Below are 24274 nucleotides of genomic sequence, written 5' to 3'. Positions count from 1 at the left end.
TGAAGAACAAATGGAAGTAGAAGCACTTGAAAAAATAGATTACGTAGCAGAAATCAATCGCCTGAAGAAAGAGAAAAACGCTGTTATTCTGGCCCATTATTACCAGACGGCTGACATTCAGGACGTAGCTGATTACATCGGTGATAGCCTCGGGCTTTCTCAACAAGCGGCCAAGACCAAGGCTGATATGATTGTTTTTGCCGGGGTACGTTTTATGGCTGAAACAGCAAAAATTCTTTCGCCGGATAAAAAGGTAGTCTTGCCGGATATTAACGCCGGCTGCTCCCTTGAGGAATCGGCCCCGGCTGATGTTTTCTCGGCTTTTAAAGCAAAACACCCCGATGCTGTCGTTATTTCTTATGTCAATTGCTCAGCAGAGCTTAAGACGTTGACAGATATTGTATGTACCAGTACCAATGCCGTTAAGATTGTTGAGAGTGTTCCTAAAGACAAGCAAATCATTTTTGCTCCGGATAAAAATCTTGGTGATTACCTTAACAGGAAGACCGGCCGTGACATGATTTTGTGGGACGGAGCCTGCATGGTACACGAGGCTTTCTCCGCTGATATGATCACCGAGTTAAAAGCAAAGCACCCGGATGCCGAAATCATTGCTCACCCTGAGAGTGAAAAACCAGTTTTGGATGTTGCCAGCTATATTGGTTCTACCACCGGCTTGCTGAAATATACCATGAGCAGCCCGTCAAAAGAGTTTATCGTGGCTACGGAGTCCGGCATTCTTCACCAAATGAAGAAGGCTTCGCCGGATAAGAAATTTCATGTGGCACCAACTGTTAAAAATGGCTACGCCTGTCAGGCTTGTCAGGACTGCCCGCACATGAAGCTAAACACCATGGAAAAGCTTTATTACTGCTTGAAAAATGAAAAGCCTGAAATCACTTTGCCTGAAGATGTAATTCGTGATGCAAAAGCACCGATTGACCGCATGCTGGAGATTTCAGCGAAGTTTGGTTTATAAAAAATGAATAAGGAGAAATCATACACACTGCTCGGATTCTTCCTGCTTCTCTGGGCAGTGGTGTATTTTTTCATGTATTACAACGCCATGCCTGAGCGTGTGGCCATGCATTTTGATGGCGAGGGTCAACCGAATGGTTTAGGTAGCCGACTGGAAGCTTCAGCAGTTTTTATCATCATGGCCGTGGTGATGCTCATCATGCATTTTGTCAAAAAAATGGACCCTGAAATGATGAACATGCCGGTCAAAAAGACCAAAGAAAACCTACCGGTTCTGTACCAAATCTCCAAAGAGCTACTTTCCTTCATCATTTTTTGGTGCGGAGCTTTTTCCTTGTTCATATCTTATCAAATGGTCCAAATAGCTCTCGCTAATAACTCTGAATTAAGTGATTGGCTCTTTTGGTTTTTACTTATCGGACTTTTTATCATGATTGGGTATTATATTCTCAAAATGCGGAAGCACTAGTAGCTTAAGCCTGGTTCTGGCCTCCTGCGTATATCTGGTATCGGAATCATTTGATTTCAAGAATAATTCATTATCAGAAAATCGAAATCTTTTAAAATAATGCATCTTGCAAACAGTTTGGCCGACTCTTTTGTTAGCTAGGAAATAAACAGACAAACCGCCTTGGAGAAGAAGAAAATCAATAACAGCAAATTTGCCATCAGGCTTCCCATTATTATCGCCATTACTTTGGCCGCAGGAATTCAGATAGGGGCAAAGTTTTTTGGAAATAAGAGCGTGATCGGTGATGTGGTGAAGTCCTCGAGTAAGTTTAAAGAGATTTTGACTTACATAGACCGTAGTTATGTAGATGAGGTAGATACAGACTCTTTGGCAGATTACGGCATCATGAAGATGCTCGAAAAGCTGGATCCTCATACGGCTTATTTACCAGCGGAAGAAGCAGAACTGGCAATGTCTGAGCTTCAAAATGGTTTTGACGGTATCGGGGTCGAGTTCAATATTTATAATGACACGGTTTATGTGGTAACACCTTTATCAGGCGGGCCTTCAGAAGAAGTGGGGATTCAAAGCGGTGATGCCATTATTGAAGCCAACGGCACTGAACTTACAGGTGAGAAGGTAAACACCCGACTCATTTTCAACACTCTTCGTGGTCAACGTGGAACAAGTGTTGACATGAAAATCAAAAGAAAAGGATATAATGACCTTCTGGACTTCACCGTTGTTCGAGATAAAATACCAACCTACTCGGTGGACGCGGCTTACCTGATGGAAGATAAACAAACCGGATTTATCAAAATCACCCGTTTCTCAGAGACGACCTACAGCGAATTTATGGAAGGCCTTGAAGAGCTTAAAACTCAGGGAATGAAACGCCTGATTTTGGATTTAAGAGGAAACCCGGGCGGGTATCTTGAGAGAGCCGTAAACATCGCTGACGAATTCATTGAAGGATCTGGAGTGCTTGTTTACACCGATGGCAAAGATGACCGCAATGATCGCAAGATCTTTGCCCGTCACGAAGGTGATTTTGAAAAAGGAGCCCTGATTGTTTTAATTGATGAAGGTTCAGCTTCGGCCTCAGAAATTGTTTCCGGTGCCCTTCAGGACTACGACCGGGCTCTGATTGTTGGTCGTCGTTCTTTTGGAAAGGGACTGGTACAGGCCCCAATTTCACTATCTGATGGCTCAGAGCTACGTTTAACGATTTCTAGGTATTATATCCCAAGCGGCAGAAGCATTCAGAAGCCTTATGAAAGCGGTAATCTTGAAGATTATTACGGCGAGCTGGGTCACAGAGCTGAGCATGGCGAATTTTTCAATGCCGATAGCGTTCAGAATGAAAATGGAAAGGCTTATGAAACCGTCCATGGCCGTAAAGTTTATGGTGGTGGAGGTATTACTCCGGATATTTTTGTGCCCCGAGACACCTCTCATATCAGCCGCTATTTGATGGAACTATATAGCAATAATGTGATAAGGGAGTTTGCAACCAGTTACGCCAATGATCATAAGGCTCAGCTAGAGAAAATGTCCATTGACGCCTATGTCAAAAACTTTACTGTAGACAGTAAAATGCTTTCTCAAATCAGAAGTAACGGTGAGAAGCTGTCCATTGAGTATAATGCCGAAGAATTCAGAAAGTCTAAAGAATTTATTCAGCAGCAGGTAAAAGCTTTGATTGCCAGAGCCATATGGAAAGACCGGGCAGGTCTTAGTAATTCATTCTACAAGGTGGTGAATAAAGACGATGAGTTCATCAAAGCAGCCTTAAGCCATTTTGATGAAGCCGGGAAACTGGGAAGCTAAACTTTATTTTCTGGAGAAATTATAAGCCAGACCAAGTCTTGATCTGAAAAGACCTGATTCAAAATCACTGGCAACAAAAGGCGAAAGCTCAAAAGCGATCTGTACCTGAGGATACTTTTCAAAAGGTGCGGATCGCATTCCTAAATTGATAAAGTACCCTTCCATAAAGTTATTTCCGGCAGATGCCGCTAATGCATTTGCCCTGATGCCTCCCCCAAAATAAAACCGCCCTTTGGTATTCTTATTGAGATTGATAGCCGGGGCTATTTCCGTGGCCAGTGATGAGAAAAAAGAATTCATCTGAAATCGGCCATCCAGCCAAAAGCCTTTGTCAGGATTGGTAGAAACTGAAAGAATAGAACTGAAAGGATAATATGCAACACTTTGAGCCTTGCTTTCACTTAGCAGGAAACTTAATGCAGCTACAAAAAACAAAAGCCTTATTTTCATGGAAGCAAGATAGAAAAACTTAGTGAACGGTTTCCATCTTTTTGAGGTCTTCAAGGCCTGCTCGGGTATCTTCGGTGCGATCGTCTACCACCTCTTTAATTTTATCAATCACCTCCAGAAAAACGTCCAATTTCTCTTGAGGAATAACCTTTCTTATTGTGTGATTGAATGCTCTCACGCCATCTCTCGCAAAGTTTCTTTTTTCCTTCCCCTCTTCAGTTAAGAAAACATTCACGAAACGTTTGTCGTTTTCGTCCACTTGTCGATAAATCCAGCCCTTTTCCTCCAGCGACTTCAGCATTCTGGTAAGGCTGCGGGGCTCCATACCTATTGAGGGTCCGATTTTAGTAGCAGGTGTGCCGTTGTCCAGGTCAATATTGAGCAAAACATAACCAATGGACATGGTCATATCATTTTGACCGGCATAAATATTATACATCCTAGAGATGGCGTGCCAGGTCCATTTTATATGAAAATCAATGGTATCTTCCTTACGCATTATAGGATTTGGGCTAGTTTTGAGTTAACACAAATTTAAAATTGATTTATTGGTATGCAAGCATACTATTAAAAGAAAATATTGTACTTATAGAGGATTAGCCTTCAATTTGTCCTTTTTATTGAAAAGAAGTGTTTGCCTGTTTTCGCCGTCAATGAAATTGACAACATTCGTTTGATCATCAAAAACCTCAAGGAAAATGGTATTCAGGAGGTTAAAACCTTTCAATTTTTTCGCTTCTGAAACCTCGATATATATCCAGGTTATATCTGTTTCAATTTCTTTACCCAAGTATTCACCAAAAACAACGTCCTTGTCTTTGACAAAGGCCAGATGCTTCCTGAAATAATTTCTGATGACAGCGTTACTTTCAGCATCCGTAATTTTCAGGTCTTCCTTGTCAGAGAATTTTTGCAACGCAAGCTCAAAGTCATCCGAAAAAACCCGGACAGTCATCTCAATAGAGCCCGACTTCTCATTCAGCCTGGCCTCTGTCAGCGAAGTATGAAAATCATGCCTGCCTTTAAAGCAAAACAGGACTAAGCATAGTCCTGTCAGCATTAAATATGTTTTCAGGCGGCCCATTAGAACATCGCCTGTATAACGTCATTGAACATGATATACGCCAGCAAACTGAGCAGGATAATCATACCAACCTGCTGGGTACGCTCCATGAATTTCTCAGACGGTTGACGACCAGTAATCATCTCATAAAGAAGGATCAGGGCATGACCACCATCGAGAGCCGGTATAGGTAATAAGTTCATAAAGGCCAAGGCCATAGAAAGCATACCCGTGATAAGCATGAAACGGCCCCAGTCCCAAACACCACCATAAAAACGTCTGGCAATACCCACCGGACCAGCAATAGCCTTACCGGCTGAAACCTGACCGGTGAAGATTTTTTTGAAACCTTTAATATTGTCTGTAATTACAGAAAACGCACGGCCTGACCCTACCACAAAAGCCTCTCCAAGAGAAAGGTCAATATGCTCGTAATTAAGATCAGGGTTGGCAATAAAGCCAAGTTTACCATCTTCTGATAATGTAGGACTCACATTCAGAGTGTCAGATCCCCTCAAAACGCCAAGAGTTACTTCTTTACCGGCATTTTTATGAGCCATATCCACGAACTCATGATAGTAAGTGATCGGCGTATCGTTCATGCTGATGATACGGTCATCAGCCTCCAGACCCACACTTTCAGCCGGAGTATCAGGACTTACCTCTCCTATGGCAAATGGATGAAGGGCATCAATGAAGCCTTGGCTGTCTTCATCAGAAAGTTTTTCGTAAATATCGTTCGGAATAGGAATTTCGATGGTTTGTCCGTCTCTTTCAACAGTGAAGTAAACATTCTCACCCAAAATCACATCAGAACCCATCACATCAGAGAATTCTTTGATGCTTTTACCTGAAACATTGATGATTTTATCACCGGTTTTTAGGCCTACTTCCTCAGCTACAGGGTAGGCTACAATGCCGCGTTTATTGACCTCCTCCATTGAAAGGAAGTTATCGCCACTTTTATAGGTGATTCCCCAGAAAATGAGAACACCTAAAATAATATTGACAATAATACCACCAAGCATCACTAACAGTCGCTGCCAGGCCGGCTTAGCTCTGAACTCATACGGCTGTGGCTCAGAGGCCAGTTTTGAGGCATCTTTGGTTTCATCGATCATCCCCTCGATATCCACGTAACCACCCATTGGGAACCAACCCAATCCGTATTCGGTATCGCCTTTCTTCTTTTTCCAAAGTGCAAAGTTCAGCACGTTTGGCATTGGGAAAAGGAAATCGAAAAAGATGTAAAATTTATTGACTCTGATTCCAAAAATACGGGCGGCGATAAAATGCCCCCATTCGTGTAGTCCTACAAGTATTGTCAGCCCCAGAAGCAGCTGACCCGCCATGATTAATCCTTCCATACCGTATATCCTGCTCCCCTACAGGCTATTTGTGTTTGTTGTTTTGGGGATCATTGCCTTTAAGGCATTTAACTTTTGAACGAAAAGCTTTCAAGCCAGTTTCGATCAAACTTTTATAAGGCAGCAAAAATCGGTGATCTTTAAGAGAAATCAATGCTTTTTCCTGATAATCAGCCAATGTTTATGCACCAGATAGAACAACGAACACTTTGACGGTCTTGTTCATGGACTTCCAATTTTTTAATCCGGAAACATTTCCTCAAATCCGATTGAATAAAGCTTTAGCTTTAGCACAGGTTTAAATTGCTATTGAGGCTCATAAGCTCTTAATTTGTGAATATGAAGCACTATGATATCATCATCATTGGAGGCGGGCCTATTGGCCTGGCCTGCGGTATTGAAGCTAAAAAAGCCAGCCTTTCTTACCTCATTTTAGAAAAAGGAGCCTTGGTCAACTCCCTGTATAATTACCCTTTGAATATGACTTTTTTCAGTACTTCTGAGCGACTGGAAATTGGGAATGTGCCTTTTATGTCTATCAATTCAAAACCGACCAGAATAGAGGCTTTGGAATATTACAGAAGAGTGACAAAGCAATGGGAATTGAACATTCACCTTTTTGAGGAGGTCAAAGGTTTTGAGAAAACCGGAGTTAACTATGAAATCAAAAGCTCAAAAACGGAATATACTGCGGAGAACGTCATCATTGCCACCGGCTTTTACGATATCCCAAACCTGATGAATGTCTCGGGTGAGGATTTGCCAAAAGTGACGCATTATTATAAAGATCCTAACTTCTATGCCTTTCAAAAAGTGTTGGTTGTTGGGGCTAATAATTCAGCTGTGGATGCCGCCATGGAAACGTGGAGAAAAGGAGCCAAAGTGACCATGGTGATAAGGGAAGAAGGCATTGGTGAGCGGGTAAAATACTGGGTAAAACCAGATATTGAGAACCGAATCAAAGAAGGCTCAATAACGGCTCATTTTAGTTCTCAAATCAAAGAAATACGAGAGAAAGAAGTGGTAATTTCGACACCTGAGGGTGAAAAGGTGATAGAAAACGACTGGGTGATTGCCATGACGGGGTACCAGCCTAATTTACCTTTTCTGCAAAGTTTGGGCATCAATCTCTCAAAAGATGAGATCATGAAACCACAATACAGCGATGAAAGCATGGAGACCAACCTACCGAATGTTTACCTGGCTGGGGTGGTGTGTGGTGGTATGAATACACATAGCCTGTTCATTGAAAATTCAAGGGTGCATGCCGAACAGATAGTAAAGGCGATTTTAGAGAAGAGGTCTTAGAATCGAAATATTTTTTCTGTAGCTTGTGTTTAAAATCGACTTAAGATGGACCCACAACTCTTCAATATTCTTTTCCTAGACATTGAGACTGCAGCTCAGTTTAGAACCTATGAAGAAATGCCCGAGCGGATGAAGCCGCTTTGGGACCGAAAATCAAATTACCTGAAAAACGAAAAGGAACTCAGCCCCGCAGAATTTTACCCTGAGCGGGCCGCCATCTATGCCGAGTTTGGTCAGGTGATTTGTATAGGTTTAGGCGGGTTTTATCTGGACGCCGATAAGAAACTTGCTCTTAAAACAACAACCCTCTCAGCTCCTACCGAGAAGGAGCTTTTGGAGAAGTTCTCAGAAGTTTTAAATGCTCACAAAGCCAAAGACTCTTTAAAACTCTGTGCCCATAACGGCAAGGAATTCGATTTTCCGTACCTCTCCCGTAGAATGCTGATTCATGGTTTGCCTTTGCCCTATGCACTGGATTTGTCTGGCAAGAAGCCCTGGGAGGTCAATCATATAGACACCATGGAGTTGTGGAAATTCGGGGATTATAAAAATTATACCTCCCTTGACCTGTTGGCAGCTGTTTTTGATATCCCGACAAGTAAGTCAGATATCAGTGGAGCCGATGTTAATCGCGTTTTTTACGAAGAAAACGATCTGCAACGCATCATGGATTATTGTGAAAGAGACGTGAAGGTGCTTGCTGAGTTATATTTGAAGTTGAAGGGGGTTAATGAGTCTATATGAAAGGCCTAATCATATTATTGGTATTTCTATTAAGTTTCTCAGGGCTCTTTGCTCAGGAAACAGAACTAGCTCTGGATATCAAAGAAATTGAGATTTACCACATTATGAAAAATCTCACCAAAGGGCACTTTGTAAGAACGAATGGAGAATTTGAACTCACATTTGAAATTGACGAAAAGGGCATACCTCATAACTTAAAGGTAAATCCTGCCCCTGAAGATTCTATTCTCCAAATCAACCGCTTTGAATTAGAGCAGTTAAGATTCAAGACTGAGGGAAAACCTCAACAAGTACTCTTCAAAATATTCTCTCATTACACAACACCGTCTTCAAAAGGTGAAGATAGGGTTTGGGATAAATATGACATTGAAAATCTGAGATTCCACTCTAATGACGGCGAATTACTTGGCTTTTTAGAGCATGATGATTTAATTGAATTAAGACCTTTCCTTTATATGGGAATATCTTGCGGAACCGGGAATTGGACTCCTCAGGAAATACCTCAGGTTAATCCTCTACTGAAACCAAAACTGACGGAAAAGCTAATACTACCTAATTTCTAGTATTTCAAGAAGACTGTTTTCGACTCTGCTCAAACTGACAGTTGGGTTATCAAATCAAAAACTCAAACAACTCGGGTTTGTCGTTGATATAGGTAAACTCAATGCCAGCGGCTTTCATTCGGGTGATCAGGCTTTGAAAATCTTCTTTTGCTTTAATCTCGATCCCAACTAAGGCAGGGCCACGTTCACGGGCTGTTTTCTTTGAGTATTCAAAAAACACGATATCGTCTGTAGGCCCAAGGGCATCATTCACAAAACTTTGCAAAGCTCCGGCACGTTGAGCAAAACGAATGATGAAATAGTGTTTCAATCCTTCGTACAACAATGACCGCTCACGAATTTCCTCCATCCTAAGGATATCATTATTGCCGCCACCCAGAATACAAACTACATTTTTGCCTTTGATTTCTTCGGCGATATCGTCCAGAGCAGCGATGCTTAAAGCTCCGGCCGGTTCGGCGACAATGGCGTCTCCGCTGTACAAATCAAGAATTGTTGAACAAACTTTGCCTTCCGGCACAGTTAGCACCTTATTGAGGTTTTCTTTACAAACAGCGAAACTCATTTCACCCACCCGCTTCACAGCAGCACCATCCACAAACTTGTCGATTTCTTCCAACGACACGACTTCACCTTTCGCCAAAGAGGCCTTCATGGAGGCCGCTCCTTCGGGTTCTACACCGATTAGTTTGGTTTGAGGACTACGAGCTTTAAAAACCGTTGAGACTCCAGCTCCAAGTCCACCACCACCGATGGCAAACAAGACGTAATCAATCTCAAAATCAGCATCTTTAACAATCTCGAGACCAACCGTCCCCTGCCCTTCCATCACAGAAATATCATCAAAAGGGTGAATGAAAGTCCCTCCGGTTTCGTTTTCAAAAACGCGTGCAGCATTGGAGGCATCGTCGTAGGTATCCCCTGTTAAACGGATATCAATCCATTCCTTCCCGAAAAGTCTTACCTGCCTGATTTTCTGTGCCGGGGTGGTACTGGGCATAAAGATGGTGCCCTTCACCTGAAGGTATTGACAAGCCCAGGCCACTCCCTGAGCATGATTACCTGCTGAAGCACAAATGACTCCTTTGGTCAGTTCCGAAGGCGTTAGCGTACTCATTTTATTATATGCTCCCCTCAGTTTGTAAGAACGTACCACCTGCAAATCTTCCCGCTTCAGATAGACATTGGCCTCAAACTTCTCAGATAACGAGGCATTGAATTGCAAAAGCGTGTGGGTTACCACAGGGGCTAGTCGTTCAGCCGCCTGAAGAATTTTATCAAATTGAGGCTTTTCCATGATGAGGTGTCTGTTTGAACGAAGTCGAAAACAGTGTTTTGACAAAAATAAAAAAGCCGGAAAGAAATGACTCTTTCCGGCTCCTTGAATATTTCGGATAACTATATCTTAGTTATTCTCCGGTCTCAAACTTCTAACTGTTCTACCAGCCTGCCACATTTCAGACTCGCGAAGCTCAGCTAGTTCAGCTTCAAGCTTCTCACGGTAATCTGGCTGTGAGTTACGAGTAATTGAGATTTCAGCTTCGTTCTGTGTTTTCACAGAGTTATAAAGCTTCTCAAATACCGGCTTGGTAGCATCACGGAAAGGCTTCCACCAGTCCAAAGCACCACGCTGAGCGGTAGTTGAACAGTTAGCATACATCCAGTCCATACCGTTTTCAGCTACCAATGGCATCAATGATTGCGTAAGCTCTTCAACAGTCTCGTTGAAAGCTTCTGATGGAGAGTGACCGTTCTCTCTCAATACTTCGTACTGAGCAGCGAAGATACCCTGAATACAACCCATCAAAGTACCTCTTTCACCTGTAAGGTCAGAAGTTACTTCGTTATAGAAATCAGTTTCAAAAAGGTAACCAGAACCTACACCGATACCCATAGCGATACACTTCTCACGAGCCTTACCAGAAGCATCCTGATAAACAGCGAAAGAAGAGTTCAAACCTTTACCTTCTACGAATAAACGACGAAGCGAAGTACCAGAACCTTTAGGAGCTGTCAGGAACACATCCACATCAGTAGGAGGAACGATACCGGTTTTCTCTTTGTAAGTGATACCAAAACCGTGAGAGAAATAAAGCGACTTACCAGCAGTAAGGTGCTTTTTCACAGTAGGCCAAAGTTCAATCTGAGCAGCGTCAGAAAGCAGGTAACAAATGATCGTACCTTTCTCAAGAGCTTCTTCGATTTCGAAAAGTGTTTCGCCCGGAACCCAGCCATCAGCAACGGCTTTGTCGTAAGTTTTACCTTTACGCTGTCCTACGATTACGTTCAAACCGTTATCTCTCATGTTCATTGCCTGACCAGGACCTTGTACACCGTATCCGATCACAGCAATGGTTTCGTCTTTCAAGACTTCTCTGGCTTTTTCCAGAGGAAATTCTTCTCTTGTTACTACTTCCTCTTCTACACCACCAAAATTTAGTTTTGCCATTTTTTGATTATGATTGTTATTATACTTTCTATTTAGATTTCCTTTTTACCGACTCTGGCAATTCGGGCTGCAAAGCTAAGTGCTTTGTTTTAAATTTCCCATAGTCAGCTATTTCTTTGATTATGAATTAACTGTATTATAAATAATACTCCCATTCCACTTCGTCAGGCAGGTATTCTACCAGACCTTTTGGGGTGCGGGCCACGGCCACTCTTCCTGATCTTACAAACTCCAGAATTCCGTAAGGTTTGATGTATTTGAAGAAATCAAAAATCTCTTCTTCCGTACCCGTTTTTTGAAGTACTACGTAGTCAAGTCCCCAGTAAACGATATACGCTTTGTGCTCACGGTTAATGGTTTCCATATCCAGCGGCTTTGAGTCAAGCGGCGTCGGGATTTTGAAAAGGGCGATATCGTTATATACAATATCCTCATTGAGGTAACCGAAAACGGATAAAACCTCAACTACTTTTCTGATCTGACGAACCAACTTCTCAACGGCTTCACGCTGTTCGTGCTTAATCACGATAGTGAATCGGGAAACACCTTTCCGCTCGGTTTCAGAAACCGTTAAACTTTCAATATTGAGTCTTCTGCGTGTGAAAATGATCGTGATTTTATTCAAAAGCCCGATACTGTTTTCAGTAAATACGCAAATGGTATAGGTCTTTAATTGCTCCATTTTATTTCAATCTGATTTCTGAAACGCTGGTACCGGCAGGCACCATCGGGAATACATTTTCTTCTTTTTCTACGATCACCTCCAATAGGTAAGAACCCTCAGAGCTCAATAATTGGTCAATAGACTCACTCAGATTTTCACGAGCCTCGCAAGTATGACCCGGTATACCAAAGCCTTTGGCGATGGTGATGAAATCAGGGTTTTGAAGGTCTACAAAAGAGTATCTTCTGTCAAAAAACAACTGTTGCCACTGACGCACCATACCCAGAAAACTGTTATTGAGAATGATCATTTTAACGGCTTTCCCACTTTGAGCAATAGTACCTAGCTCCTGGATGGTCATCTGGAAACAACCGTCACCAATGAAAGCAATCACGTCACGATCTGGTGCTCCCATTTTCGCTCCAAATGCCGCTGGAATGGCAAACCCCATAGTTCCCAATCCGCCAGATGCAATGTAAGAATGTGGCTTTTTGAAATCGTAATATCTTGCTGTAACCATCTGGTGCTGCCCTACGTCAACAACCACACAGGCTTCTCCGTTGGTTTTATCAGACACCATTTTCACCACCTCAGCCATCTTTATTTTGCCTTCACCCGCCAAATCCCGATTATTAACGGCTTCTTTTTCTGCCGGTTCAAGATCCCTGAATTGTTGTTTCCAATCTGTGAAATCTCTTTTTTCAATTAGCGGAAGTAACATTTGAAGAGCTTCTTTGGCATCGCCAATTACAGGAGCTTCCGCCTTTTTAATTTTGTCAATTTCAGCCGGATCTACCTCAATGTGAACAATTCTAGCCTGCTTTGCAAAACGATTTGCATCGCCTGTCACGCGGTCATCAAAACGCATTCCGATAGCAATAAGCACATCGCATTCATCCGTCATCACGTTAGGAGCATACATCCCGTGCATACCCAGCCAACCCATATAATTCGGGTGCTCAATGGATAGGGCAGAAAGGCCTAGTAGCGTACTAGCGACAGGAATATCAGCTTTTTCAACCAGGGCTTTGAATTCCTCCATCGCCTCAGAGATCAATACCCCATGACCTACCAAAATGTAAGGTTTTTTGGCAGAGTTGATCAGCTCAGCTGCTTTCTCCACCTGCTCCATTTTGGGCTTAATTCGCGGGTGATAGCCTGGAAGCCAATCCACCTTTTTATATTCAAACTTTTTGGTCATGAACGCCACCTGAGCATCCTTGGTGATATCCACCAATACAGGACCAGGTTTACCGGCTCTGGCAATGTAAAAAGCCTTTGCCATGATTTCAGGAATCTCATCAGCACTGGTGATCTGGTAGTTCCATTTACAAACCGGGGCTGTAATACCAATCACATCTGTTTCCTGAAATGCGTCTGTTCCTAAAAGTGCCGAGGCTACCTGACCGGTAATTGCTACCATTGGCGTACAGTCTATAATCGCATCAGCAATTCCGGTAATTAGGTTAGTGGCTCCAGGGCCAGAAGTTGCCATACAAACACCTACTCTTCCGCTGCTTCGGGCATAGCCTTCAGCGGCATGAGATGCTCCTTGTTCATGCCTTACAAGAATATGCTCGATACGGTCCATGTAATCATACAAGGCATCATAGACAGGCATGATGGCACCACCCGGATAACCAAAAATGGTATCCACTCCTTCGGCAATCAGACACTCCATAAGTGCCTGCCCACCTGAGTAAACCTTTCCGTTTGAGGAGTTTGACACTTCTTTTCCTATGCTTTTTGTTGCTGTAGCCATAGTCAAAATTATTTATCAGTCACACAGCCTTCATGAGCCGGCGACACCGTTTTAAAGTATTTTCTAAGTACGCCGTGCTCTACGAAAGGCGGAGTCAGCGGCTTCCAGTTTTTCTTTCTTTCTGCCAAAATTTCGTCGGAAACGTGAACTTTCAATTCCCTCGTTTCAGCGTCAATCGTGATTTTATCCCCGTCTTCTACCAAAGCAATTGTACCACCCTCATAAGCTTCAGGAGAAATATGCCCCACCACAAAGCCATGAGTACCTCCACTGAAACGACCGTCTGTAATCAGGGCCACTTTATCTCCCAGACCAGCACCCATTACAGCTGAAGTCGGCTTAAGCATTTCAGGCATTCCCGGACCTCCACGTGGGCCTTCATAACGAATTACAATAACCTGACCCGCTTTGATTTCTCCTTTAGCAAAAGCTTCCAGCATGTCTTCCTCTTTATTGCAAACCTTTGCTACACCTTCGAATTTGGTTCCTTCTTTTCCGGTGATTTTAGCTACACCTCCGTTTTCAGCGAGGTTCCCAAACATCATTTGCAGGTGACCGGTAGATTTAATTGGCTTTTCAATAGGACGAATGATATCCTGAGCGTCAAAATCAAGATCAGGGGCGGCTTCAAGATTTTCAGCAACTGTTTTTCCTGTCACTGTTAAGCAATCACCATGAATCAAACCTTTTTTATGAAGGTATTTCATGATCGCAGGTACACCACCAAGATCCATGATGTCTTCCATAAAATATTTACCTGAAGGTTTCAGGTCAGCAATAAAAGGAGTGCGATCAGAAATTCTCTGAATATCATCATATGTTAACTCGATTCCGGCAGAATAAGCAATTGCCAGATAATGCAAAACTGCATTGGTAGAGCCACCAAGAGCCATCACAATGGTCAGAGCGTTTTCCAGTGATTTCTTTGAAATAATATCTTTTGGTAAGATTTGCTTCGCCAATAAGTTTTTCATGGCTGCTCCAAGATCAATACACTCCTGTACTTTGCCCTCGTGAGTTGCAGGGTAAGTTGCGTTATACGGCATTGCAAGACCCATTGCCTCAATAGAAGAAGCCATCGTGTTAGCCGTGTACATTCCTCCACAAGCACCCTGACCCGGAATGGAATTCTGGATGATTCCTTTATAGTCTTCTTCAGCGATAGTTCCTGCTACTTTCTGACCATAAGCCTCAAATGCCGAAACAATGTCGAGTTTTTTACCTTTCCAGTTTCCAGAACGAACAGTACCGCCATAGGTCATGATGGCAGGACGATTCAGGCGTGCCATGGCCATTACTGCACCCGGCATATTTTTGTCACAACCCACAACTGCAATAAGCCCATCATACCATTGTGCTGAAACAACATTCTCAATAGAGTCAGCAATAATATCACGGCTTGGCAAAGAGAAACTCATACCATCATTGCCGTTGGTCATTCCGTCAGAAACACCAATGGTATTGAAAACAAGTCCAACCATATCATTGGCCTGAACACCCTTTTTCACATGTGCTGAAAGTCCGTTGAGATGAATATTACAAGGGTTTCCTTCATAACCGGTACTGGCGATACCGATCTGAGGTTTCTTCATATCGTCTTCTTTGAGACCGATGGCGTATAACATGGCCTGAGCGGCAGGATTACTAACTTCCTGAGTAAGTGTGCTGCTAAACTTGTTGAGCTTTTCTGACATAAATGATTTTACGCTTTCTGCGAATATTCGCTAATTAATACAATTTCGTTGCAAAGAATGTTCCAATCCAAGAAATATCCAAAGGTTTTGAATAAAAATTGACAGACATATTGAACAATAGCATTTTTCTAAGGGAATGATCTCCTAAGGTATTTAAGATCAATTGGCATTAATGGTACACAAAAAAGATAGCTGCCGCTTAATTCTGCTATGTTCGACATAAAAAAGGGCGACTCTGAAAAACAGAGTCGCCCTTTGAATATAATCTGTGAGAGAACCTATTTGCCCATCATTTCAATGATTTCTTCTGAAATACCTGTGCTCGAATAACCTCCGTCATGATAAAGGTTTTGCATCGTAACCATTTTCGTAAAATCAGAGAAAAGAGAAATGATATAATTGGCACAATCTTCACCAGTGGCATTGCCTAGCGGAGACATTTTTTCAGCGAAATCAAAGAAAGAGTCAAAACCTCCAATACCAGAACCTGCTGTAGTAGGTGTAGGCGATTGAGAAATTGTGTTTACTCTTACATTCTTCGCTTTACCTAAGCGGTAGCCAAAACCTCTGGCAATCGACTCTAAGACAGCCTTAGCATCTGCCATGTCTGTATAAAATGGATACGTACGCTGGGCAGCTATATATGACAGACCAACAATAGAGGCCCACTCATTTAATGAATCGAGCTTCTCGGCCACCTGCATAAATTTATGAAAAGAAAGAGCCGAGATATCCAGGCTCTTCATATACCAGTCGTAATTCAGATCACCATACTCTTTACCCTTTCTAATATTAGGCGACATTCCGATAGAGTGTAGAACAAAGTCTAACTGACCACCCAAAACTTCGGTTGATTTTGAAAATAAACTCTCAAGGTCTTCAACAGATGTTGCATCTGCAGGAATAATCTCAGCATTCACCTTTTCAGCCAGCTCATTGATTTTACCCATACGCATAGCTATAGGGGCGTTTGTTAGAACGATAGACGCTCCTTCTTCATGAGCTTTTAGAGCAGTTTTCCAGGCGATTGAGTTTTCATCCAAAGCACCGGAAATGATTCCTTTTTTACCTTTAAGTAAACCGTAAGACATAGAATATGATTTAATGTTACGCTGCAAAAGTAGGCATTTCTTAAAACAAGACAGCGATTCCTAAAAGTGAAAAAGCTATATCCGATATAATGCTTTACAATGCATGGCAAGATGATGGGTTTCGAAAAGGAATATTGTATCACTACACCCCATGATTAACAGTCTTGATCAAAAAATAAACGAAGGTCTGAAAATAAAAAAGCCCGACTCTTTCGAATCAGGCTACTTGGAGGGAGGAAGATGGGGTTCGAACCCACGACCCCCTGAACCACAATCAGGTGCTCTAACCAGCTGAGCTACAACCTCCATTTTTAAACGGAGTGCAAAGGTAAATGCATTCCTGAAAATCTGCAAAAGTTAATCATTAAAATTTATTCTGTCCTGATTCTTATTTCTACACCCTCTGATTTGACCAAAATCGAAGTAACTTGCGAAAACATTAAACCCTAATATCAATCGATGTTCAGACTCGATAAAAAAGTGGCCATAATCACAGGAGGAGCCAGTGGTATTGGCCTTGAAATTTCAAGAAGCTTTGCCAAACAAGGAGCCATCGTTCACATTTTTGAGCTCAATATGAGCCAGGCTGAGCGAGAGGCAGACCTCATCATCGCCGCAGGTGGTCAGGCTTACATTCATAAAGTAGATGTTGCCGTTCAGGCTCAGGTAAAGAAAGTAATGGACAAGATCAATGCTGTACAGCCCATTGATATTTTAGTCAATAATGCGGGTATTGCCCATATCGGCACCGCAGAAACAACCACCGAGCAAGACATGGACAAAATTTACAATATCAATGTAAAAGGTGTCTACAATTGTATCCACTGCGTTATCCCCCACTTTAAGAAAAACGGAGGAGGTAATATTATCAATATGGCTTCGGTGGCTGCCACGGTAGCCGTTCCCGAGCGTTTTGCCTATTCAATGGCCAAGGGGGCAGTTCTGACCATGACCATTCAGGTAGCCAAAGACTTCCTAAAGGACAATATTCGATGCAACAGCATTTCGCCGGCCCGTATTCATACCCCTTTCGTAGATGGATATATCGAATCAAAATACCCCGGAAGAGAGAAGGAGATTTTCAAAAAACTTTCCGAATCACAGCCGATTGGTCGCATGGGTAAACCCTCAGAAGTAGCCGCTATGGCGGTTTACCTGGCGTCTAACGAAGCTGCATTTCTTACAGGGGCCGACTACCTTATCGACGGGGGATTCGTCAAATTAAATACACCATAATTCAACCTATATAAAAATGAAGTTAATACGATTTGGAGAGCCAGGAAAAGAAAAGCCGGGGATCATGGATGCCACCGGAAATTATTGGGATGTCTCAGATTTTGGAGAAGACTATAACGAAGCATTTTTTGAAACCGACGGTTTAAGCCGCTTGTCAGACTGGATCAAAAAAAATCAGGGAACGTGCCCGAAAGTCAATGATGATGTCAGATTAGGCCCATGCATAGCCAGACCTTCTAAAATCATTTGTATTGGACTCAATTATGCCAAACATGCAGAGGAGTCCGGTATGGCTAAGCCCTCAGAACCTGTTATATTTTTTAAGTCAACATCTGCTATCTGTGGTCCGAATGACAATGTGATTATTCCTAAAAACTCAAAAAAAACCGACTGGGAGGTGGAGCTTGCCGTGGTGATCGGCAAAAAAGCTTCATACGTTTCAAAAGAAGAGGCCATGGAATATGTGGCCGGCTATTGTCTCCATAACGATTATAGCGAACGCGAATTCCAGTTAGAAAGGGGTGGCCAGTGGGTCAAGGGAAAATCCAATGACACCTTTGCTCCTCTTGGGCCCTTCATGGCATCAAAGGATGAAATTGGCAATCCTCACAAATTACGTCTTTGGCTCAGCCGAAACGGAGAGGTCATTCAGGACTCAAATACCGATGACATGATATTCTATATCGATGAAGCCATCAGCTATTTGAGCAACTTTATGACCCTTCTTCCTGGTGACGTCATTTCCACCGGAACACCGGCAGGCGTAGGTCTGGGCTTTAAGCCCCCGCAATATTTGCAGCCCGGCGATGTGATCGAACTCGGTATTGACGGATTAGGAGTTCAAAAGCAGACGGCTGAGGACTGGAAATGATTATATAAACTCCCAAATGGTTCAATTGTTTGGGAGTTTTACAATAACTAATAACCACATACCCTATGAAATATTTTCAACTTTTGCTCCTGGTTTCTTTCTCTGCAATCGGTCAGAAACAAATTGACTCGCAAGTCACTAAAATTAACATTTACCCTTCCGGTGCACAGGTTTTCAGAAGTCTTAAAACCGATCTTACCATTGGCACAAACCAACTCGTAATTCGAGGAATTTCGAATGAAATCAGCTCGGAAAGTATCCAAGTCAACCTTTCTGATCATTCCTTAAGTGTTTCCGATCTGATTTATCAAAGTTCATTCCTTTCCGCCCCCGAAACGCAGAAAAGAAATACTGAAATCAAGAAAGAAGTCAGACAAATTATAGAGCAGAAAAGTCAACTCAATATTGACCTCACAGTCCTAAGTCGTGAAGAGCAACTTCTGCTTTCTAACCAAAAAGTAGGTGGTACTTACTCTGGTATGAAACCCGAGGATTTAAAAAATACAGTAGACTTCTTCAAAACAAGAATGCAGGAAATCCTAAATAAGAAGGCATCTATTTCAAAAAGTCTTGAAGTTTTTGACAATCAAATCAGAAATCTTAATAAAGAGCTAAACGAGCTAATGAACGAAGAGAAAAATCAGCTCTCTGAGATTTTGTTTACAGTAAAGTCCTCTAACGCTCTCAAAAATAAAGAAATTGAAATTTCCTACTTTACACCAAATGCCGGCTGGGCTCCCACTTATGATATCAAAGCAAACAGCTTTGACCTGCCGCTGCAGATCCTCTATAAAGCCGATGTTTACCAGTACACCGGCGAAAATTGGAAAGACGTAAGCCTGACCTTTAATAATCTTATGCCAAATGCGAAGGCCAATGTTCCTGAAATAAGGCCCTGGGTCTGGGGATTTCCAAATAGCTATGAACTGGGCGAAGAGTTAGCATACAATAAATCGGATTGGCAAATTACCGGTTTTGTAGTTGATGAAAGAACCAATGAACCCCTGCCTGGCGTATCTATTCAACTCAGGGAAACTACTTTGGGCACCTCCACAGATGTAAATGGTTTTTACTCGTTGACCATTCCACCAGATCGTAGAAAAAAAGACAATTTCCTTTCTTACAGCTTTATAGGCTTTAATTCACTTACTCTAAATTCGAAAGAAGTACCTTCAACGGTGAAACTCAACGAGGATACCCAGGCTCTTGAAGAGGTTGTAGTCACCGGATACTCCGTTCAACGCAAAAAAACAACTTCATTCTCGGAAGTGTTAAGTGGAAAGGCAAAAGGAGTAACAATAAATACACGACAAGAACTCAAAAAGCTGGTTGCAGAAGAAGAAGGGCCAACGTCTCTACAGTTTACCCTTACAGAGAAGACCTCACTTGAGTCGAGCGGTAAAGCCCGATCCATCGAATTAAAGGAATTACAAATACCGGCAACTTTTGAACATATTTCTGTTCCTAAAATTGATCAATCCGTTTATGTCAATGCAAGCATAACAGACTGGGGGGCACTGAATTTGCTTCCGGGGAAAGCCAGCATTTATGCAGAGGGCACTTTTTTAGGCACTATAGATCTCGAGCTACCATCTTCAGACACCCTAAATATTTCGCTGGGCAAAGACCCCGGTGTATTTATTACACGAAAGCTCCTGAAAAGTTTCGCTCGGAATAAAATCCTCGGAAGTAGCGTCGAGGAATCCTTTAACTTTGAAATTCTGATTAGAAACACCAAAGACTCCGAAATAAACTTCAAATTAATTGATCAGTTTCCATTGAGTGGAAACAAGGAAGTAGAAATTACTGAGATGGAGGCCAAAGGTGCCAATATTGACGAAACATCAGGAAGAGTTATCTGGAATGAAAAGGTCTCCCCTAACTTAAATAAGACATTCAAAATAGGCTATAAAGTGAAATACCCGAAATCAGGATATATCTCTGAATAATATGCAAAACAAAACTACCTGCCCAAACTGCGGACACTCTTTTGATGTCGGCGAAGCCCTGCAAAAACACATGCAGATAGAGCTCCAAAAGCGTATTGAGCAACAGGAAAAAGAGAATGCGACTAAAATAGAACAGTTCAAAAAGCAGCTGCAGGAAGAGAAAGCGAAGTTTGAACAGGAAGAAAAAAAGAAAATGTGGGCCATCGCTCAGTCTGAAGCCCAAAAACGAGCCGATGAAAAAAATGCGGCTATGCTCAAAGCCCTTCAGGAAGACAACCAGCATAAACAAAGGCTGATTCTGGATGCCCAGAAAAAAGAGCTTGAGCTACTAAAAAAGGAAAATGAGCTCAAAATGAGTCAGGAGCAGATGCGGATCAAACTGGAAAAAGAGTTGCTTGAGAAAGCCAAATCCATTGAAGAGTCTGCTGCCAAACGAAAAGACCAGGAGTTTGAACTTGTCAAAAAAGAATACGAGAAAAAGCTGGAGACCCAGATGAACCTCGTCAAAGAAATGCAAAGAAAAGCCGAACAAGGCTCCATGCAGTTACAAGGTGAAATTCAGGAATTAGAGATTGAATCCATTCTGGAAAGGACTTTCCCTTACGATGAAATTGAGGAGGTCAAAAAGGGAATTCGCGGGGCTGACGCTATTCAAAAGGTAAAAAACGAATTCGGGCAGATCTGTGGGAAAATCATTTTTGAAAGTAAAAGAACTCAAAACTGGGGCGGTGACTGGATTGAGAAACTCAAAACTGATCAACGTGAAACCGGAGCTGAAATCGCTGTTTTGGTAACTCAGACCATGCCCAAAGACATGGATCGTTTTGGAGAAAAAGAAGGAGTATGGGTCTGTGGTTTTCACGAAGTAAAAAGTCTGGTTTATGTTCTCCGTGAAATTCTGATCAAGGCTCATCAAGCGGGTTCTGTTAATGAGAACAAGGCGGACAAAATGAGTTTACTCTATTCTTTTTTAACCAGCAGTCAGTTTAAACAGCAGATGGAAGCCATTGTCGAGGGCTTCTCCAATCTGAAAAGTGAGTTAGACCGTGAAAAGCGGGCCATGCAACGTATATGGAAAGAACGTGAGACGCAAATAGATAAGGTTATTGGCAACACCATTGACATGTATGGAAGTATAAAAGGCATCGCAGGGAACGCCATTTCGCCTATTCAATACCTTGAACTCCCTGAAGGAGACGAATAATTTTTAAGGGGATCCATTTTTTGGCACAGTATTAGAGAATGATTTCGCAGAGATCATTAAAACGTGTCCTAAAATGAAAAAAATCACTTTCCTGATAGGTACTGTCCTATTAAGCCTGAATACTTCAATTGCTCAGAAAGAGCAGCCAGCAGAAAAACTAAAAAGCAAATGCACGCTGGTTTTTGAAGATGCCTACGAAAAAGTTGAAAAAAATTATGCCGGCTGGCATGAGAAAACCGGATCGAACAAAGACAAAAAGAAGTTCGATAAGCTTACGAAAGAAACACGTGAGCGGGTTAGAAACGTTAACGAGCCTGCCGAATGCTATTTTATGATGAATGACTGGCTTTCATTCTTTGAAGACGGCCACCTGTTTATCAATATTCCGGAACCTTACACAAAACCTGAACCAGAAGAAGAAAGAGCCAAAAGAGCGGCCCGTACAGCTTCAGTTTCTTACAGAAGTGAGGAGCAATTCAGAAAGTTTTTAGACAGTAAACCAAATCAACATGAGCTGGTGGGTATTTGGGAAACTGAGGATAAAAACTACCGTCTCGGCATGATTGAAGAGGGTAAAGGTGAGTTTACCGCCTTCCTGATGGAGGCTAAAGATGAGCTTTGGACAGCAGGTAAATCAAAATTCACGCTGTCAGAAAAGTACAAAGACCATTACGAGGCCGAGTATAGATATTTCGACTTCACGGCTGAGACCAAGTTTGCGAGACACATCAAAGATTACTTGGTTATTGAGGGAATCTATAAAATGAAAAAGGTTTACCCTAAGCCACAGACCATTGTTAGTAATGTGGATATTCTGACTAAACTGCCTGATTACCGTGTTGAGCAAATTGACGACAAGACAGTCTTGATTACGTTGCCACCTTTCACAATGTATGATTCTGATGATGTAATCATGGCGATGGTCACTAAGTACAGTCCGTTAATCAGCTCCACTGAAAATCTTATTGTTGACCTGAGAAACAATCCTGGTGGAAATGAAAATGCTTTTGCTGCCCTTTATCCATACATAGCTGATAAGCCGATTGTAAGAAAGGGAGGAATGTTCAGATCATCTGAAGACAATATTGTACTTCTCTCACATGAGCTGGAGTCAATCCAGACGGATCCTAAGTTTAAGAGAATTCTTGCTCCAAAACTAAACAAAGTGATCTCGCTGATGAAGAATAACCCGAACGGCTATGTTCAGGGGCCAGACAAAGTTTTCCAATATGTAAAACCCTCTGTTTACCCTAAAAAAGTAGCAATTCTGGTCAATGAAAATACGGCAAGTACCGCAGAAAGTGTTACTTTAGAAGCTAAGCAAAGCGATAAAACAATCGTTATAGGTACACGTACCAAAGGGCTGGCTGATTATATCGAAGTTAGAGACTGGGGCTTACCTGCATTTGGCTGGAGACTGGCCATTGGCATGGCAAAAAGTATGAGAGACCAGGACATCGATAATAAGGGCATTAAGCCTGACGTTAAAGTACCAAGTAACGAAGTTGACTGGGTTGGCTTTGCTACAGAGTACTTGAGTAAACGTTAAATGAAGAAATTCCTAAAAACCACATCAATTGTTCTCCTGACATTAAGCGGTCTCCAAAGCTTTGCTCAGCAAGCTTTAAAAGAAGCCCTTCAGGGAGAATGGGTAAAAGATGAAGTAACATTAAAGGACGGGAGTCCGCTATATGATCTTTCAGTGACGGGATCCAGCTTTGTGCTGGATTTTCGTCGTGATAGCCTTATCGTTTCACTGAATGGCGTCAATTCTGTTCAGCGATACCGGATCTCTGACAGTGTATTCTCTTACCGTAACGACCACTACAAGATAACTCGCCTTGAGAAGCCTATTCTGGAGTTACAGCAGGTTAATCAGCCTTCTGATGTAGAACCGCTGCGGATAAAAATGATCTATAAACCCATTTACGATCTAAGCACCACTCCTGAAGCCTACCTGGCAAAAAACGGGGATCTTGTTTATGTATATCAGCCAGATGTGGTAGAGCCGAAATTCATTCATCCTACCATGAGTGCAATGTCCAAGATCTTTTCTGATTTTAAATTCCCCGAATACAAGAAAGGAGGTTTTGTCGTACGTTTTGTGATTACAACAGAAGGTAAAATGGAAGGCCTGAGAATGGTAGCCAGCTCAGACCCTAAATACGATAATCGATTGATCGATGCCGTTGAGAAAACCAAGGGACATTGGCTACCTGCCACCTATCAGGGTGAAATTGTCAACTGTGAAGTAGAATTCAATTTTGACCTTGGTTTTACCAAAACCTCCAGTGAACAGGTAGAAGCTATGAATGAAGCTCAAATGGCAGAGGATTACCTAGCCTATGGTCAATATTACTTTGGCGAGAAAAACTACAAAACCTCAGTTTACTACATCGATAAAGCCATTGAAAAAAATCCATATTTTGTAGAAGCCTATTACCTCAGAGCCGCAGCCCATGTTTTCAGAAAAGATATAAACTCTGCCTGCAAAGACTATCTCCAGCTCAAAGTGCTGGAGCAGCAAAAAGCCGCTGATTTATATGACAAATACTGTGAAAACTACAAACCTGAAACTATAGAGTAACAATTGTCGTAAA

Annotated in this window: 22 protein-coding genes and 1 tRNA gene; 12 read left to right on the top strand and 11 right to left on the bottom strand. The window is 42.2% G+C overall.

Going from position 1 to position 24274, the window contains the following annotated elements:
• The first annotated feature begins 10 nt into the window (after positions 1-10).
• From nadA to AFM12_RS08305, 3 genes are all read left to right on the top strand, one after another.
• Positions 11-979, top strand: a complete 969-nt coding sequence (nadA, locus tag AFM12_RS08315) for a quinolinate synthase NadA (RefSeq protein WP_055146530.1) — start codon at positions 11-13, stop codon at positions 977-979.
• Positions 980-982: 3 nt separating this feature from the next.
• Positions 983-1447 (top strand): DUF1648 domain-containing protein, encoded by a 465-nt coding sequence (locus AFM12_RS08310; RefSeq protein WP_055146527.1) that lies wholly within the window; start codon positions 983-985, stop codon positions 1445-1447.
• A 162-nt stretch (positions 1448-1609) separates the two neighbouring features.
• Positions 1610-3259, top strand: a complete 1650-nt coding sequence (locus tag AFM12_RS08305) for a S41 family peptidase (protein WP_082391250.1) — start codon at positions 1610-1612, stop codon at positions 3257-3259.
• Between the two features lie 3 nt (positions 3260-3262).
• Here the strand turns inward: AFM12_RS08305 and AFM12_RS08300 are convergent, their stop codons facing one another.
• The 4 genes from AFM12_RS08300 to rseP all read right to left on the bottom strand — a co-directional run bounded on the left by AFM12_RS08300 (position 3263) and on the right by rseP (position 6139).
• The gene (locus tag AFM12_RS08300) at positions 3263-3709 is read right to left on the bottom strand and encodes a hypothetical protein (protein WP_082391249.1); all 447 of its coding nucleotides are present in this window, start codon (positions 3707-3709) and stop codon (positions 3263-3265) included.
• A 19-nt stretch (positions 3710-3728) separates the two neighbouring features.
• Entirely contained in the window at positions 3729-4208 is a 480-nt protein-coding gene (locus AFM12_RS08295; protein ID WP_055146521.1) for a MarR family winged helix-turn-helix transcriptional regulator, read from the bottom strand.
• An 87-nt stretch (positions 4209-4295) separates the two neighbouring features.
• Positions 4296-4769, bottom strand: coding sequence for a DUF6702 family protein (locus AFM12_RS08290; protein ID WP_131458254.1), 474 nt, complete (start codon positions 4767-4769; stop codon positions 4296-4298).
• A 23-nt stretch (positions 4770-4792) separates the two neighbouring features.
• A complete protein-coding gene (rseP, locus tag AFM12_RS08285) occupies positions 4793-6139 on the bottom strand; it encodes an RIP metalloprotease RseP (RefSeq protein ID WP_055146515.1) in 1347 nt (448 codons plus the stop codon).
• 339 nt (positions 6140-6478) lie between these two features.
• On the opposite strand from rseP, the gene AFM12_RS08280 reads away from it, so the two are divergent.
• The 3 genes from AFM12_RS08280 to AFM12_RS08270 are packed head-to-tail and all read left to right on the top strand — an operon-like array spanning position 6479 to position 8754.
• Complete coding sequence (locus AFM12_RS08280; RefSeq protein WP_055146512.1) at positions 6479-7447, top strand: YpdA family putative bacillithiol disulfide reductase; 969 nt, start codon at positions 6479-6481, stop codon at positions 7445-7447.
• Positions 7448-7492: 45 nt separating this feature from the next.
• The gene (locus AFM12_RS08275) at positions 7493-8191 is read left to right on the top strand and encodes a 3'-5' exonuclease (protein WP_055146509.1); all 699 of its coding nucleotides are present in this window, start codon (positions 7493-7495) and stop codon (positions 8189-8191) included.
• On the top strand, positions 8188-8754 hold the full coding sequence (locus AFM12_RS08270; protein ID WP_055146506.1) for a hypothetical protein: 567 nt from the start codon (positions 8188-8190) through the stop codon (positions 8752-8754). Before AFM12_RS08275 ends, AFM12_RS08270 begins: the two co-directional genes overlap by 4 nt.
• A gap of 49 nt (positions 8755-8803) precedes the next feature.
• Here the strand turns inward: AFM12_RS08270 and ilvA are convergent, their stop codons facing one another.
• The 7 genes from ilvA to AFM12_RS08235 form a co-directional block, all read right to left on the bottom strand.
• Entirely contained in the window at positions 8804-10051 is a 1248-nt protein-coding gene (gene ilvA, locus AFM12_RS08265) for a threonine ammonia-lyase (RefSeq protein WP_055146503.1), read from the bottom strand.
• A 108-nt stretch (positions 10052-10159) separates the two neighbouring features.
• Positions 10160-11203 (bottom strand): ketol-acid reductoisomerase, encoded by a 1044-nt coding sequence (ilvC, locus tag AFM12_RS08260; protein ID WP_055146500.1) that lies wholly within the window; start codon positions 11201-11203, stop codon positions 10160-10162.
• 136 nt (positions 11204-11339) lie between these two features.
• The gene (ilvN, locus tag AFM12_RS08255) at positions 11340-11885 is read right to left on the bottom strand and encodes an acetolactate synthase small subunit (RefSeq protein ID WP_055146497.1); all 546 of its coding nucleotides are present in this window, start codon (positions 11883-11885) and stop codon (positions 11340-11342) included.
• Position 11886: 1 nt separating this feature from the next.
• Positions 11887-13629 carry a biosynthetic-type acetolactate synthase large subunit gene (ilvB, locus tag AFM12_RS08250; protein ID WP_055146494.1) on the bottom strand — a complete coding sequence of 581 codons (1743 nt, stop codon included), beginning with the start codon at positions 13627-13629 and terminating at the stop codon, positions 11887-11889.
• Positions 13630-13637: 8 nt separating this feature from the next.
• On the bottom strand, positions 13638-15323 hold the full coding sequence (gene ilvD, locus AFM12_RS08245) for a dihydroxy-acid dehydratase (RefSeq protein ID WP_055146491.1): 1686 nt from the start codon (positions 15321-15323) through the stop codon (positions 13638-13640).
• A gap of 278 nt (positions 15324-15601) precedes the next feature.
• Positions 15602-16414, bottom strand: a complete 813-nt coding sequence (locus tag AFM12_RS08240; RefSeq protein ID WP_055146488.1) for an enoyl-ACP reductase FabI — start codon at positions 16412-16414, stop codon at positions 15602-15604.
• Between the two features lie 231 nt (positions 16415-16645).
• Positions 16646-16721 (bottom strand) — tRNA-His (locus AFM12_RS08235).
• Between the two features lie 152 nt (positions 16722-16873).
• Here AFM12_RS08235 and AFM12_RS08230 point away from each other — a divergent pair.
• The 6 genes from AFM12_RS08230 to AFM12_RS08205 all read left to right on the top strand — a co-directional run bounded on the left by AFM12_RS08230 (position 16874) and on the right by AFM12_RS08205 (position 24261).
• The gene (locus AFM12_RS08230) at positions 16874-17650 is read left to right on the top strand and encodes an SDR family NAD(P)-dependent oxidoreductase (protein WP_055146485.1); all 777 of its coding nucleotides are present in this window, start codon (positions 16874-16876) and stop codon (positions 17648-17650) included.
• A 16-nt stretch (positions 17651-17666) separates the two neighbouring features.
• Complete coding sequence (locus AFM12_RS08225; protein WP_055146482.1) at positions 17667-18521, top strand: fumarylacetoacetate hydrolase family protein; 855 nt, start codon at positions 17667-17669, stop codon at positions 18519-18521.
• A 65-nt stretch (positions 18522-18586) separates the two neighbouring features.
• On the top strand, positions 18587-20470 hold the full coding sequence (locus AFM12_RS08220; protein ID WP_055146479.1) for a mucoidy inhibitor MuiA family protein: 1884 nt from the start codon (positions 18587-18589) through the stop codon (positions 20468-20470).
• A gap of 1 nt (position 20471) precedes the next feature.
• Positions 20472-21674, top strand: a complete 1203-nt coding sequence (locus AFM12_RS08215) for a DUF2130 domain-containing protein (RefSeq protein ID WP_082391248.1) — start codon at positions 20472-20474, stop codon at positions 21672-21674.
• Between the two features lie 73 nt (positions 21675-21747).
• Positions 21748-23223 carry a S41 family peptidase gene (locus AFM12_RS08210; RefSeq protein WP_055146473.1) on the top strand — a complete coding sequence of 492 codons (1476 nt, stop codon included), beginning with the start codon at positions 21748-21750 and terminating at the stop codon, positions 23221-23223.
• Positions 23224-24261, top strand: a complete 1038-nt coding sequence (locus AFM12_RS08205) for an energy transducer TonB (protein ID WP_055146470.1) — start codon at positions 23224-23226, stop codon at positions 24259-24261.
• Positions 24262-24274: the final 13 nt, after the last annotated feature.

The sequence above is a fragment of the Jiulongibacter sediminis genome (assembly GCF_001306455.1).
Classification (GTDB): domain Bacteria; phylum Bacteroidota; class Bacteroidia; order Cytophagales; family Spirosomataceae; genus Jiulongibacter; species Jiulongibacter sediminis.
This window is presented reverse-complemented; position numbering and strand designations above follow the sequence as displayed.

What these genes read in the sequence shown, in the direction of transcription:
- nadA (WP_055146530.1), top strand. Translation starts at nt 11, where the DNA reads ATGGAAGTAGAAGCACTTGAAAAAATAGATTACGTAGCAGAAATCAAT.
- AFM12_RS08310 (WP_055146527.1), top strand. Translation starts at nt 983, where the DNA reads ATGAATAAGGAGAAATCATACACACTGCTCGGATTCTTCCTGCTTCTC.
- AFM12_RS08300 (WP_082391249.1), bottom strand. Translation starts at nt 3,709, where the DNA reads ATGAAAATAAGGCTTTTGTTTTTTGTAGCTGCATTAAGTTTCCTGCTA.
- AFM12_RS08295 (WP_055146521.1), bottom strand. Translation starts at nt 4,208, where the DNA reads ATGCGTAAGGAAGATACCATTGATTTTCATATAAAATGGACCTGGCAC.
- AFM12_RS08290 (WP_131458254.1), bottom strand. Translation starts at nt 4,769, where the DNA reads ATGCTGACAGGACTATGCTTAGTCCTGTTTTGCTTTAAAGGCAGGCAT.
- rseP (WP_055146515.1), bottom strand. Translation starts at nt 6,139, where the DNA reads ATGGAAGGATTAATCATGGCGGGTCAGCTGCTTCTGGGGCTGACAATA.
- AFM12_RS08280 (WP_055146512.1), top strand. Translation starts at nt 6,479, where the DNA reads ATGAAGCACTATGATATCATCATCATTGGAGGCGGGCCTATTGGCCTG.
- AFM12_RS08275 (WP_055146509.1), top strand. Translation starts at nt 7,493, where the DNA reads ATGGACCCACAACTCTTCAATATTCTTTTCCTAGACATTGAGACTGCA.
- AFM12_RS08270 (WP_055146506.1), top strand. Translation starts at nt 8,188, where the DNA reads ATGAAAGGCCTAATCATATTATTGGTATTTCTATTAAGTTTCTCAGGG.
- ilvA (WP_055146503.1), bottom strand. Translation starts at nt 10,051, where the DNA reads ATGGAAAAGCCTCAATTTGATAAAATTCTTCAGGCGGCTGAACGACTA.
- ilvC (WP_055146500.1), bottom strand. Translation starts at nt 11,203, where the DNA reads ATGGCAAAACTAAATTTTGGTGGTGTAGAAGAGGAAGTAGTAACAAGA.
- ilvN (WP_055146497.1), bottom strand. Translation starts at nt 11,885, where the DNA reads ATGGAGCAATTAAAGACCTATACCATTTGCGTATTTACTGAAAACAGT.
- ilvB (WP_055146494.1), bottom strand. Translation starts at nt 13,629, where the DNA reads ATGGCTACAGCAACAAAAAGCATAGGAAAAGAAGTGTCAAACTCCTCA.
- ilvD (WP_055146491.1), bottom strand. Translation starts at nt 15,323, where the DNA reads ATGTCAGAAAAGCTCAACAAGTTTAGCAGCACACTTACTCAGGAAGTT.
- AFM12_RS08240 (WP_055146488.1), bottom strand. Translation starts at nt 16,414, where the DNA reads ATGTCTTACGGTTTACTTAAAGGTAAAAAAGGAATCATTTCCGGTGCT.
- AFM12_RS08230 (WP_055146485.1), top strand. Translation starts at nt 16,874, where the DNA reads ATGTTCAGACTCGATAAAAAAGTGGCCATAATCACAGGAGGAGCCAGT.
- AFM12_RS08225 (WP_055146482.1), top strand. Translation starts at nt 17,667, where the DNA reads ATGAAGTTAATACGATTTGGAGAGCCAGGAAAAGAAAAGCCGGGGATC.
- AFM12_RS08220 (WP_055146479.1), top strand. Translation starts at nt 18,587, where the DNA reads ATGAAATATTTTCAACTTTTGCTCCTGGTTTCTTTCTCTGCAATCGGT.
- AFM12_RS08215 (WP_082391248.1), top strand. Translation starts at nt 20,472, where the DNA reads ATGCAAAACAAAACTACCTGCCCAAACTGCGGACACTCTTTTGATGTC.
- AFM12_RS08210 (WP_055146473.1), top strand. Translation starts at nt 21,748, where the DNA reads ATGAAAAAAATCACTTTCCTGATAGGTACTGTCCTATTAAGCCTGAAT.
- AFM12_RS08205 (WP_055146470.1), top strand. Translation starts at nt 23,224, where the DNA reads ATGAAGAAATTCCTAAAAACCACATCAATTGTTCTCCTGACATTAAGC.